This is a genomic window from Paenibacillus allorhizoplanae, assembly GCF_927798215.1.
Lineage (GTDB): Bacteria > Bacillota > Bacilli > Paenibacillales > NBRC-103111 > Paenibacillus_E > Paenibacillus_E allorhizoplanae.
In genome coordinates this window covers 181,170-194,387 of the sequence record NZ_CAKMMW010000014.1, presented here as the reverse complement: position 1 = coordinate 194,387, position 13,218 = coordinate 181,170, and the positions used below count along the sequence as shown (strand labels likewise).

11 protein-coding genes, 1 tRNA gene and 2 rRNA genes are annotated in these 13,218 nt (G+C 46.1%); all 14 read left to right on the top strand.

Annotation, left to right across the window (positions count from 1 at the left end; genetic code table 11):
• Positions 1–100 (top strand): 23S ribosomal RNA (locus L6I86_RS22050); the annotation flags it as partial.
• A 106-nt stretch (positions 101–206) separates the two neighbouring features.
• Positions 207–323, top strand: a 5S ribosomal RNA gene (gene rrf / locus L6I86_RS22045).
• A gap of 102 nt (positions 324–425) precedes the next feature.
• Positions 426–1,628 carry a putative glycoside hydrolase gene (locus L6I86_RS22040; RefSeq protein WP_236290541.1) on the top strand — a complete coding sequence of 401 codons (1,203 nt, stop codon included), beginning with the start codon at positions 426–428 and terminating at the stop codon, positions 1,626–1,628.
• Between the two features lie 161 nt (positions 1,629–1,789).
• A complete protein-coding gene (guaB, locus tag L6I86_RS22035) occupies positions 1,790–3,247 on the top strand; it encodes an IMP dehydrogenase (protein WP_171633418.1) in 1,458 nt (485 codons plus the stop codon).
• 167 nt (positions 3,248–3,414) lie between these two features.
• Complete coding sequence (locus tag L6I86_RS22030) at positions 3,415–4,785, top strand: D-alanyl-D-alanine carboxypeptidase family protein (RefSeq protein ID WP_236290540.1); 1,371 nt, start codon at positions 3,415–3,417, stop codon at positions 4,783–4,785.
• Between the two features lie 119 nt (positions 4,786–4,904).
• Positions 4,905–5,786, top strand: a complete 882-nt coding sequence (pdxS, locus tag L6I86_RS22025) for a pyridoxal 5'-phosphate synthase lyase subunit PdxS (RefSeq protein ID WP_056611791.1) — start codon at positions 4,905–4,907, stop codon at positions 5,784–5,786.
• Entirely contained in the window at positions 5,786–6,364 is a 579-nt protein-coding gene (pdxT, locus tag L6I86_RS22020; protein ID WP_236290538.1) for a pyridoxal 5'-phosphate synthase glutaminase subunit PdxT, read from the top strand. Before pdxS ends, pdxT begins: the two co-directional genes overlap by 1 nt.
• Positions 6,365–6,456: 92 nt before the next feature.
• Positions 6,457–7,737, top strand: a complete 1,281-nt coding sequence (gene serS / locus L6I86_RS22015; RefSeq protein ID WP_236290535.1) for a serine--tRNA ligase — start codon at positions 6,457–6,459, stop codon at positions 7,735–7,737.
• Positions 7,738–7,820: 83 nt separating this feature from the next.
• A tRNA-Ser gene (locus tag L6I86_RS22010) sits at positions 7,821–7,907 on the top strand.
• A 157-nt stretch (positions 7,908–8,064) separates the two neighbouring features.
• Positions 8,065–12,225: a choice-of-anchor I family protein gene (locus tag L6I86_RS22005; protein WP_236290533.1), complete on the top strand. Its 4,161-nt coding sequence runs from the start codon at positions 8,065–8,067 to the stop codon at positions 12,223–12,225.
• Positions 12,226–12,345: 120 nt separating this feature from the next.
• The gene (locus L6I86_RS22000) at positions 12,346–12,693 is read left to right on the top strand and encodes a hypothetical protein (RefSeq protein ID WP_236290531.1); all 348 of its coding nucleotides are present in this window, start codon (positions 12,346–12,348) and stop codon (positions 12,691–12,693) included.
• Positions 12,694–12,713: 20 nt separating this feature from the next.
• Positions 12,714–12,869 carry a hypothetical protein gene (locus L6I86_RS21995; protein WP_236290529.1) on the top strand — a complete coding sequence of 52 codons (156 nt, stop codon included), beginning with the start codon at positions 12,714–12,716 and terminating at the stop codon, positions 12,867–12,869.
• Positions 12,870–12,887: 18 nt separating this feature from the next.
• Complete coding sequence (locus tag L6I86_RS21990; RefSeq protein WP_236290527.1) at positions 12,888–13,058, top strand: small acid-soluble spore protein P; 171 nt, start codon at positions 12,888–12,890, stop codon at positions 13,056–13,058.
• 27 nt (positions 13,059–13,085) lie between these two features.
• A complete protein-coding gene (locus tag L6I86_RS35700) occupies positions 13,086–13,208 on the top strand; it encodes a hypothetical protein (RefSeq protein WP_276574885.1) in 123 nt (40 codons plus the stop codon).
• Positions 13,209–13,218 lie beyond the last annotated feature (10 nt).

Here is a 13,218-nt window from a genome sequence, read left to right as displayed (position 1 = left end):
TATGTAAGACCCCTTGTAGACGACGAGGTTGATAGGTTCGAGGTGGAAGTGCGGCAACGTATGCAGCTGACGAATACTAATCGGTCGAGGGCTTAACCATATATAGGGATCTTTAATCGAAGATTAAAGTCTCTCTGCTAGAAAACCTAATACCTACGTTGAAGTTTCGTATCTAGTTTTCAAGGCGCAAACAAACGCTTTGACTGTTTGGTGATGATGGCGGAGGGGACCCACGCGTTCCCATCTCGAACACGACCGTTAAGCCCTCCAGCGTCGATGGTACTTGAACCGCAGGGTTCTGGGAGAGTAGAACGTTGCCAAGCACATAGTAAGAGTCTTTCTGGATTTTTTCCAGAAAGACTCTTTTTTTTGCATCTGTAAATATTGCTTTTTTAACCATACTAATCCTACGAGGAGGGATGACGATGAGAACAACAAGCAGCATGAGATGGATGGGCAGGGTATGTCTTTGTTCAATAGTAACGCTGATGATGAATGGTTGCTCAACCAAAATCGATGAAGTGAAGGAAGAGGCAATTCCACTTCACTCTTTAAGTCATGTAGGTAGCATGGGGCTTGCGCCTAATCAAGAAGTGAAGAAGATGCCGGTCGTTGCGGTAGCGCCTTCTTTTCAAAACCCTGCGAAACCTATCGTGAAGGGTATTTATGTATCCGCATGGTCCTCCGTAGGCAGCAAATTCGAGCAATTGATTGAGCTGGTGGAGCATACGGATTTAAACGCGATGGTGATTGATGTTAAGAACGATTCCGGCCAGGTAACCTATCCCTCAACGGTTCCTTTGGTCAATGAAATCGGGGCGAATAGCCACGTCATTATACAAGATATGAAAGCGAAGCTGCAAAGATTGAAGCAGAAGCATATTTATACGATAGCTAGGCTTGTTGTTTTTAAGGATCCTTATTTAAGTAAGAAGAAGAGTACGTACGCTATGAAAAACAGAGACGGTAGTGTCTGGAAGGATGCGAAAGGAATCGCTTGGGTAGATCCTTTTAAAACTGAGGTATGGGACTATAATCTTCAAATCGCGAAGGAAGTAGCTGCGCTGGGTTTTGATGAGATCCAATTCGATTATGTAAGGTTCCCAGAGAATGGTCAGAAGGTGGACCAGGAGGTCCTTTTCGACAATCCGCAGAAGCTAAGTAAGGCTCAGGATATTGCAACTTTTTTGCATAAAGCGAAGGAACAGATCGGCAATAAGGCGTATATTTCGGCAGATGTATTCGGATTAACGACGTCTTTACCTAATGATATGGGCATTGGACAAGATTGGGCGATGATTAGTAAAGAGGTTAACTTTATTTCTCCGATGCTGTATCCGTCACACTACACGACAGGAATTTATGGGGTGAAATACCCGGATTTGCAGCCATACGCGATTATCCATCAAGCCATTAACGACGCCAAATGGAAAAACCATCAGTTAGCGAAATCAAGTAGTCAGGTTGCACAAATCAGGCCATGGTATCAGGATTTTACGGCAACATGGGTGAAGCCTCATAAAAAATATGGTGTGATCGATGTAAAGGAGCAGATTAAGGCAGCGAAGGAGCAAGGAATCGAGCAGTTCCTACTCTGGAATCCAAGCAGCACTTACTCCTATCGTTAACGGAATTGACTTATTCGAGGTGAGGGGAAGCTGCAGGCTTGTCCTTTTCCTTGACACCAAAAATAGGCTTTTGTTAAGATTGCAATCATACGAAAGAATGAGCTGAGGCTAATGAATCAAGCTTTCTTCAGTTAGAGGGCTTAAGGAGGACATGGAACGCTGTGAGAGAAGATAAGTTTGGCAAGGAAGGTTTAACGTTTGATGATGTTTTGTTAGTGCCGAGGAAGTCCGAAGTGTTCGGTAAGGAGATCGACGTTTCGACGCAACTGGCGCCTGGTGTGAAATTAAATATCCCTTTCATTAGCTCCGCTATGGATACAGTGACGGAGTCCGCGCTAGCGATTGCTATGGCCCGTGAAGGTGGCATCGGAATTATTCATAAGAATATGCCGATTGAGCTGCAAGCTGAGCACGTTGATCGTGTCAAAAGGTCAGAGAGTGGCGTTATCACCAACCCTTTCTCCTTGACGCCTGAACATCACGTCTATGATGCAGAAGAGTTGATGGCGAAATACCGCATTTCAGGGGTGCCGATTGTAAATGAAAATAATCGTTTAGTTGGTATTTTGACGAATCGCGACTTGCGCTTTGTACATGATTACTCCATTAAAATTAAAGAAGTGATGACGCAGGAAGGTCTTGTGACAGCACCAGTAGGCACGACACTTCAGCAAGCAGAGGGTATCCTTCAGAAGCATAAAATTGAGAAGTTGCCTTTGGTAGACGAGAATTTTGGTCTTAAAGGGTTAATTACAATTAAAGATATTGAGAAGGCGATTCAATTCCCTAACTCGGCTAAGGACGCACAAGGGCGTTTGCTTGTTGGAGCTGCTGTTGGTGTATCTAAAGACGTGCTGGAGAGAGCCGCAGCGCTTGTTACAGCGGGTATTGATGTCATCGTCGTAGATTCTGCACATGGTCATCATATTAACATCGCAGAGACTGTGAAGAAACTGAGAGCCCAATATCCAGAACTGCCGATCATCGCAGGTAACGTAGCGACTGGTGATGGGACGCGTGATTTGATCAAAGCAGGAGCTTCCATGGTGAAAGTGGGGATCGGTCCTGGTTCGATCTGTACGACTCGCATTATTGCAGGGATTGGTGTTCCACAAATTACAGCGATTTATGATTGCGCACAAGCAGCGGCCGAATTTGGTGTTCCGATTATCGCAGATGGCGGTATTAAGTACTCCGGTGACGTGGTTAAAGCGATCGCAGCGGGAGCTAGCGCTGTTATGATCGGTAGTCTTTTTGCAGGGACAGAAGAAAGTCCTGGTGAGTCTGAGATTTTCCAAGGTCGCAGATACAAAGTTTACCGCGGAATGGGCTCCTTAGGTGCAATGAAGGAAGGCAGCAAGGATCGGTACTTCCAAGAGAACGAGAGTAAGCTTGTTCCAGAGGGCATTGAGGGTCGTGTGGCTTACAAAGGGCCAATGGCGGATACAGTGTATCAACTGGTTGGCGGACTTCGCTCAGGCATGGGGTATTGTGGCGCACGCAACATTCAAGAACTTATTCATGATACGCAATTTGTTCGTATTACGGGAGCAGGTTTGAAAGAAAGCCATCCACACGATATTCAAATTACAAAAGAAGCACCAAATTACTCGATGTAGATGAGAGACTTTTAGCTCCGCTAAAGGGTCCCTATATGTTGTCACAATATGGATAAAATTGGAGGCGTGGGAGTTGAACCCACGTTTTCTTTTTTTTGTCTAATGGGGTGTGATACAATATAACGTGTCATATTGTTTTACAAACATTATTTAGGGAGAGTGAAATTGTGAGATTTTTACGATTTACAAAGAAAAAGGTTGCTTTGGTGTTAGGTATTAGCTTAATTGCTCAATCCTTACTTTTACATATACAGCCAACCTACGCGGCAGATGAGAAAAAGCCAGCGGCTTCTCCATCCCCAGCGGCGGTGACAACGCCTGCACCTAACGCAGGGACTACACCAGCACCTGCTTTGAATGAACCTCAAGTAGCAGCGAAATCTGCGATAATCATGGAAGCCAGCACAGGAGCAGTCCTGTTTCAAATGAATGCAGATGAAGCCTTCCCTCCGGCGAGTATGGCGAAGATGATGACAGAGTATTTGGCAATGGAAAGCATTAAAGAAGGCAAATTCAAATGGGACTCACCTGTGACGGCCACTAAGAATGCAGCAGATGTTATTGGTTCCGGTCAGTTGATCGCTGAGAATGAAACACTGACGTTCAAAGATATGTTCAATGCGATGTCCATTTATTCCGCGAACGATGCTTCCGTCGCTTTTGCTGAATTGCTTGGCGGTACAGAAGAAAATTTCGCGAAAATGATGAATGACAAAGCCAAACAGCTTGGCATGTCGGATAAGGCTCATTTTATTAGTGCGACGGGACTTTCACGTGCAGATCTCAAGAATCCACCTGCTTCTATTGAAGGTGAGACGAAGATGACGGCGCGCGATGCAGCCATTCTTGCTTATAATATTTTGAAGGACCATAAAGAAATTCTAGAATTTACGAAGATCCCTTCCTTGAAGCTGAGAGCAACAGATAAATCACCTATGATCAACTGGAACTGGATGCTTGAAGGAAATTCAACGAACACCAACTTTAAGAAATATGCGTATCCGGGCTTGGACGGCTTGAAAACAGGCTCTACCGATGATGCTGGTTACTGCTTCACTGGAACGGTAGAACGTAACGGGATGCGTATGATTACGGTTGTTATGGGGACGAAAACGGAACCAGAACGTTTCAATGAAACACGTAAGCTGATGGACTATGCATTTAATAATTTTGAGATAAAACCGTTCTTGAATGCGAAACAGACGATAGATTCTTTGAAAAGTGTGAACATTAAGAAGGGGGTACAATTGGAAGTACCTCTTGTTACGAAAACAGGTGTAACGTTCGTTGCAAGAAAAGGCGCGAAAGATACGGAATTCCAAGTGACGACAGAGTCTGTTGAAGAAAGCAAGCTAGTAGCTCCTATTGCGAAAGGCGACACGCTTGGGAAAGTCAAAGTAAGCTACAATGGGCAAGAAAAAACAGTAGAACTAATTGCAGATGGCGATGTTGAAAAAGGCAGCTGGATCAGGTTGCTGTTCCGTTCCATTAAAAACTTTTTCAGCGATATGTTCAATGGGATCAAGGGCGGCTCTTAGGCCAGAAAATGGGTTGTATATTACCCCTCCTTCATGTAAAATTGTTGTTTAGAAGTTTATATCGAATCGTGTAGGGAACTACACCGAAATTGCATAGAAGCTATAGGAGGAAATAAAGAATGGAAACTGGAACTTCCCGCGTTAAAACTGGTATGGCCGAAATGCAAAAAGGCGGCGTCATCATGGACGTTATGAACGCCGAGCAAGCTAAAATCGCAGAAGCAGCTGGCGCGTCCGCTGTTATGGCGCTTGAGCGCGTACCTGCTGACATTCGTGCAGCTGGTGGCGTGTCCCGCATGGCGGATCCAACAATTGTTGAAGATGTTATGAAAGTTGTATCCATTCCAGTCATGGCGAAAGCAAGAATTGGACACTTCGTTGAAGCGAAAATTCTTGAATCCCTAGGCGTTGACTATATCGATGAGAGTGAAGTACTTACTCCTGCGGATGAAGTATTCCACATCAACAAGCGTGATTTCACAGTGCCTTTCGTATGTGGTTGTCGTGATCTTGGCGAAGCTTTACGTCGTATCGGTGAAGGTGCATCCATGCTTCGTACGAAGGGTGAGCCAGGAACTGGTAACATCGTAGAAGCTGTTCGTCACATGCGTACGATTCAAGGTCAAATTCGCAAAGTTCAAAGCATGTCTTTGGACGAGTTGATGTTCGAAGCGAAAACACTTGGCGCGCCTTACGAGTTGCTTCTGCAAGTTCACCAAACTGGTAAATTACCTGTCGTTAACTTCGCAGCTGGCGGTGTATCCACACCTGCTGATGCAGCGCTTATGATGCACCTTGGTTCTGATGGAGTATTCGTTGGATCCGGTATTTTCAAATCCGATAACCCAGAGAAATTCGCGAAAGCGATCGTTGAAGCTGTAACGCATTACACAGACTTCAAATTGATTGCTGAAATTTCCAAAAACCTAGGTGCCCCTATGAAGGGAATCGAAATTTCCAAGCTTCAAGCTTCCGAGCGTATGCAGGAGCGCGGCTGGTAATGACGAAGATTGGGGTTCTCGCACTGCAAGGCGCGGTAGCAGAGCATATACGTGGTATTGAAAGGGCGGGAGCCGAAGGTGTCGTTGTTAAACGCACCGAGCAACTTGCTGAGCTAGATGGCATTATTCTCCCTGGCGGAGAGAGCACGACGATTGGTAAGCTTATGCGCACGTTTGGCTTCATCGATGCGTTGCGTGAGTTCTCCGCGGCAGGCAAGCCGGTGTTCGGCACCTGCGCGGGGTTGATTGTCATCGCGAAAGAGATCACCGGACAACCGGAAGCTCATCTCGAGCTGATGGATATTACGGTGGCTCGCAACGCGTTCGGTCGTCAACGCGAAAGCTTTGAGACGGACTTGCCGATCAAAGGTATTGACGAGAACGTTCGCGCGGTGTTCATTCGGGCCCCACTCATTGAGAAAGTGGGACCGGATGTGGATGTACTGGCCACGTATGACGGCCAGATCGTAGCTGCGCGGCAAGGACATCTCCTTGCGGCGTCTTTTCACCCAGAGCTGACGGATGATTTCCGTTTGCACAGTTATTTCTTAGACATGGTAAAGCAAAGCCAAGCATAACCAAATGGTTCAAGCACCCCGAGTTAACCGGATTGCCGGTATGGGTGCTTGCTTCCATATACAAACCATTTTGCGCTAACGGAGGAATCTCCTTGTTTGATGTAAAGTTACTTCGAAGTGATTTAGCAGCTGTACAAGCTGCCATGCAAAACCGCGGCAAGCAGATCGAGGAGCTTAATGGTTTCACAGCATTAGATGTGAAACGCAGAGAGCTGCTGCAAGAAACGGAACAGCTGAAAAACCGTCGTAATACCGTTTCCCAAGAGGTAGCGGGACGTAAGAGATCCGGTGAAAACGCGGATGAGCTGATTCAAGAAATGAAAGTGGTCGGAGACCGCATTAAAGAGCTTGATGACGAGATCCGTGTATTGGACGAGTCTTTACAACAAGTTCTACTCTCCATTCCGAATATGCCGCATACCAGCGTTCCTGTGGGCCGTACGGAGGAAGAGAACGTGGAAGTACGCCGAATTGGCGACATTCCTTCGTTCGATTTCGAAGTGAAGCCACATTGGGAAGTCGCGCAGGACCTAGGCATTCTGGATTTCGAGGCGGCGGCGAAGGTAACAGGTTCGCGTTTCGTGTTCTACAAAGGGCTTGGAGCTCGCCTAGAGCGCGCATTGATCAACTTCATGATGGACTTGCACAGCGATGAGCATGGCTATGAAGAAATGCTGCCTCCATATATCGTCAACCGTGATAGTCTGACAGGTACAGGCCAGCTTCCGAAGTTTGAGGAAGATGTGTTCAAGCTGGAGAATTCGGAATATTTCTTAATTCCAACGGCGGAAGTACCCGTCACGAATTATCACCGCGAAGATATTCTAACGAATGAACAGCTGCCGGTTAATTTCGTGGCGTTCAGTGCTTGTTTCCGTTCGGAAGCTGGATCCGCAGGTCGTGATACACGAGGCTTAATCAGACAGCACCAATTCAACAAAATTGAGCTTGTTAAGCTTGTTAAGCCCGAAGACTCCTACGAGGAGTTGGAGAAGCTTACAGGGCATGCTGAGCGCGTTCTACAGCTATTGAAGCTGCCTTACCGTGTACTGTCACTCTGCACAGGCGATATTGGCTTCACATCAGCGAAAACGTATGATCTAGAAGTATGGCTGCCTAACAGTGGCGCATACCGCGAGATCTCCAGCTGCTCCAATTTCGAAGACTTCCAAGCGCGCAGAGCGAATATTCGCTTCCGCCGCGATGCGAAGGCGAAGCCCGAGTTCGTGCATACACTGAATGGATCAGGCTTAGCGCTGGGTCGAACAGTGGCTGCGATTCTTGAAAATTACCAGCAAGCGGATGGTTCGATTATCGTTCCAGACGTACTTGTTCCTTACATGAACAACGTTAAAGTCATCACGAAAAAATAGCACTTGCATCGAGTGATGATTATGTGCTACAATGCTTTTTGTCACTGCACAAGGTCGTCTCCTTAATCGGAGACGCCTATCGTGGAGAGGTGGTCGAGTGGTTTAAGGCAGCGGTCTTGAAAACCGCCGAGGTCGCAAGGTCTCCGTGGGTTCGAATCCCACCCTCTCCGTAGCCAAGGTAATACCCAACCAAAAAGTCATGCGATTCTTGAAATCGTGTGGCTTTTTTTGTTTTTCATATACATGACATTGAGGGAGAGAGCTTTACAAAATCTACATCATATTTTAACGAAAAGTGGGTATTTAGTAGCTGGAGCTTTTCTTATAATGGACGAGATCATCCAATATGAGGAGAGTGAAAACCCTGTGAAGAAGGTTGGAACGAAGGTAGTCTCGGTACTTTTATCCGTGGCAGTCACGATAAGTTCTTTAGCAATAGCCACTCCAGCAAGCGCTGTAGCGATAACACCAGGAACGCCGTATCAGGTGAATGGTACTTACGATGTCACGGTACCACATGTGTTCATTAATCAGGTCTATGGCGGCGGCTTGAAAAACGACACAGGAAATACAGCGTCTTCCCATGGATTTATAGAGTTGTACAACCCAACGAGCAGTGATATCAGCCTAACAGGCTGGTCTTTGCAATATGCGGATCGTGGATCATCTGATCTAATGGGGCCAACTGGAGATTGGGATAAATTAGACCTTGTCGGCACGATTAAAGCGAAGTCCTCCTTCCTTATTCTTGGAAAGGCGACAGGCGCAACGGCACCTAAACTCAATCTCACAAATACCTATGACCAAGTATGGAGTACCCGTTCTATCAATAACAAAGGGTTGAAAGTTGTTTTGATGAGTAATCAGACGAAGTTGGATGTCGCCAATAAAAACCCTTTTGCTAATGTGCCTAAGCCTAATGGTTATGTAGATATGATAGGTTCAGGAAGTAATGATGGCGACAATATAGATATTCAAACGGACATTGATGGTTTTGAATTTGATTATCCGAGAGGATCTTCCGAAGGTACTTCCAAGAAGATATCCGTACGTCGTAAGACATTAACAGATACGGATAATAACAAGCAGGATTTTGGTCAGTTCGGGATTGCGGATTCGACTACGCAGGAATTGGCAGTCAAAGGACCTAAATATGGGACATTCGGGCAATGGGATAATAATGCGTCCGTTCTTGGCTATTCGAATGAAACCTTTCCTACAGCTTATGAGCAAGAAGCTTACTCGGTATTCATGAATGTGTACGGAGGGAGAGCTCCGTTTACGTTCACAGCTTCAGGATTACCTGCCGGATTAGCCATTAATACAGTCACTGGTGAAGTGTACGGTAAGCCGACGGAAGTAGTTACATCTAACGTATACATAAAAGTGACGGATAGTTTGTTAACACAATATGGCCGTAATTTGACGATAAAGGTAGAACCCGCTTCTAACCTATTCAAAGATACGTTGAGTATCACGAAGCTTACTGATTTTAAAGTAGGGATTACGAATAGTAACGGCGGTGTCGCTGAGATTGTTAAATACAACAAAGATAACAATAAGTTCTATCTGGTTAATGGATCCGGGAATCCACCTAGTTTAGATATCGTTCGTTTAGATCTTGTGCAAGGCCTAGTTAAAGAGAAAACGATTAAAGTCAAAGATTTAGTTGAAAATAACGTCTTCCTATATGGTGACCTGACAAGTGTGGATGTGAATACGACCACCAAGAAAGTATCCGTATCTGTGCAAGAGTTAGATTCCAAAAAAGCTGGTAAAATCGTCGTTCTGGATTATGATGGCAACGTAATGAAAACGTACGACGCAGGTGTTCAGCCTGATATGATTAAATCCACAACGGATGGCAGATATATTTTAACTGCGAATGAAGGTGAGCCTCGTACTGCTGGTACAGATCCAGAGGGAAGTATAACCATCGTTGATACGATGATGGATAGCGTGACACAATTAAGATTTGCCGATCCTTCGGTCATCGATAATAACGTTCATATTCGTGGTGCTTCTAACCCCGTACAGATTACAGGTGAAGGCAAGAAGGAAGATGCAATTTTTGATTTGGAACCTGAGTATATCGCACTTTCGGAAGACAATAGCAAAGCCTATGTATCCTTCCAAGAAAATAACGCGATTGGAACGATTGATTTAGCAACGAAAGCTGTTATCTCGATTAAAGGGCTAGGACTGAAGGATTTGAGCCTTGCGCGTAATGCCTTGGATCTCGTAAAGGACAATGCGATTAAGTTTGAAAATGTCCCATTCTATGGGATGTACATGCCAGATGGGATTGCAAGTCAAACGATCAATGGCATTCCTTATGTATTCTCTGCTAATGAGGGAGATGTCACAGAGTGGCCAGGTGTGAGACTCAATGGAAGCACGATTGGCGCGATGAAAGGCAACTTGGCACCTAATTCACCTGCAGCTCAATTCTTGGCCGGTAAGACGACTTACGACGGCGTAGAAGTAGCTAGTGATATGGGGTCGAATAGTATTTATCTTTATGGCGGACGTTCTTTCTCAATCTGGCAAGCGAACACGATGGCTCAAGTCTATGACAGTGGGAATGAATTTGAGAAAGTGACTGCACAGCGCGTTCCTAACAATTTCAACACGAGTAATAGTAAAACAGCTTTAGATGATCGCAGCTCGAAGAAAGGGCCAGAGCCCGAAGATGTTAAAGTAGGGAAAGTGGGAAGTAAAACACTTGCTTTCGTGGGACTCGAGCGTGTCGGAGGTATTATGACCTATGACGTATCGGATCCAGTGAATGCGAAGTTCGTGAATTATACCAATTCACGTGTTTTTACACCGAAGGACAATCTGAATACAGATACGGGGCCAGAGGGAATCGATCTCATACCTGCCGCGATTAGCCCGAATGGGAATCCACTGCTTCTAGTTGCTAATGAGGTGGGAGGAACGGTTGCTGTCTATCAGCTCAATGTGCAACGGATTAGTGTAGGTAGGTCCGCACTTTCTGTTACCAAGGGAGAAGCTGCAAGCAAGGTCACAGCAACAGTGACGACGGCTGCAGGAGATGCTGTTGGTGCAGGTACGATTACTTGGAAATCTTCAAATACAGCAGTTGCAACGGTGAGTTCAGAAGGTCAAGTGTCAGCCGTGGATACGGGTACCGCGGTAATTACAGCTATAAGCCCTGATGGATATGCGACAGCGGAAGTACCGATAACGGTATCTTCTTCCGGCACATCTTCCTCCGGTCCAGGAGCGGGAACAACACAACCTAGCCAACCAACAACCATTGGAGACACAACCACGATTACGAGCCCAACTATCAAAGATAGCAAAGGTACCTCAACGGCTAACCTTACGCTTGCGCAAGTAACGGATGCTTTGAAACAGATGACCGAATCAGCGGGGAAATCATCTATTCTTGAAATTAAAGCAACTGTAGATGCTACTTCGAAAGAAGCGGTCATTAAATTGCCTGCGGAATCACTCGTTAAGGTTGCCGATAGCTCCACTGCAGCAGTCAAGTTAGACTTAGGTATTGGCTCGGTCACATTGGATAAAAATGTGCTGGCTGCCATCACCTCTACTGCGACGACGGGTGAAGTATCTCTGTCCATCGCTAAAGCGGATTTAACTGCGGTTACCGAACATATGACAGCAAAAGATAGTGATGCGGTTAAAGCGGCTATTGGCGACCGCCCTGTTTTCGATTTCACCATCACAGCAGGAGGCAAAACGGTTTCCACCTTCAACGGAGGTTCAGTTGAGGTTCAAGTACCGTATAAACCGACGGCCAATGAAGATACGAATGCCATTATAGCCTTTTACATTGCTGATAATGGCGAGCTCGTCAAAGTCTCGAACAGCTACTACGACGCGGTTACAGGCACGCTGGTATTCAAAGTAAGTCACTTCTCGCAGTATGCGGTTGGTTATACACCCGTTGCGTTCGGTGATACGTCAGCAAGCTTTGCTAAGAGCTATATCACGTACCTAGCGGCTCGCAATATTATCAATGGAACAGCAGAAGGCCAGTTCTCCCCAAATGCCCAAATCAGTCGTGCAGATTTCACCTTGATGCTGGCTCGCATGGCTGGCGTGAACCTTAGCGCCTACAAATCGTCTATTTTCCGCGATGTGAAGGCGGACAGCTATTATGCCCAGTCTGTCCAATGGGCAGCTGAGAACGGCCTTACAAGCGGTGTAAGCGAGGGTGTATTCGCACCTGCTGCTAACATCTCGCGTGAGCAAATGGTCACGATGATCGCGAGGTTCGCTGCGCTTCAGAAGTTTAGTTTGCCGCAAGTGGTGAGCGCTGCACCTTTCGCAGATGGTGCAGAGATTCCTGCCTTCGCCGTAGACGCGGCGAGAGCGATGCAGCAGGCTGGTATTATTTCCGGGAAATCCGGAAATACATTTGCGTCGAAGGACTTTGCTTCGCGTGAAGAAGCAGTGAAGATGCTGGGTATGCTCCACCAGCAAATTGTGAAATAAGATGATGCAATTAGCACTTACCTCTCGGCACGAATCTGATTCGTGCTGGGGAGTAGGTGTTTTTTTACATGGATAAAACACGTGCGGCTTCCGCATTTTAATCATGTGGAGGTGTTACCTATGAGCAAATCAGATAAGCCTAGCGTGAATCAAGCTGAAATCGTGAAAGAGTGGATGAACGTCATGCCCACGGTCCTGCAGCCTGCCGATCAAACAAGGGTATGGGCAGATGAAGGTGATGCGGATGCGATCCGCGTGCACATTATGACGGCGGGGCATACCGGGTATTCGTTTGATTTTAAAGTGACGTATGTGGATGCCAGAGAAGTGAAGGTTGAGCTAACGGATGTACAGCAGGGAACGACGCATATTGACGAACGCAGCGATGTTGTACAGTCGCTAATCGATGATTATGTGCGTCATATTCATGAATGTGCACAGGCCTTGCAGAAGGTCACCAACGTTTAAGTAAGAAGGAGGACACCGTGATGACGAAGCAAAAGAGTCCGGATAAAAATTTGCAAAATGTGGCCAAAGATCTGGATGCCGATCCAGTGGGTGCGCATAATGCGCAGCAGATCCAGCAGAAGGTCAATGACCATCGGCATCAGGATGCTCTAAATCATGAAGGAACAAACTCGTAAAAGAGAGGATGAAGAGCTATGTCTAAACCTAAGAACTATTCCGCAGGCGACAATCTCATTAATAATGGCAATGTAAAAAACCGAAACAACGCGGGTGGCAATCAGGAGCCGTTGTCTGGATCTAAGAAAGTGAAGAACCAGAATCATCATGGTGGGCACGCTGCGGAAGGGCATGGACACGGCGGATAATAGGCAAAGAAATTTTTTTAATAAAACATGATTAAAAAAACGGAAACCGGTCATACTATTATTGTCGGCAAGCAGAGAGGTGTGGTTCCGTTGGAGCAATTAGCGAAAGCGAAACAACCGTTGCAAAGAGGACTTTTCTACCTGTTATAATCAGGCTGGA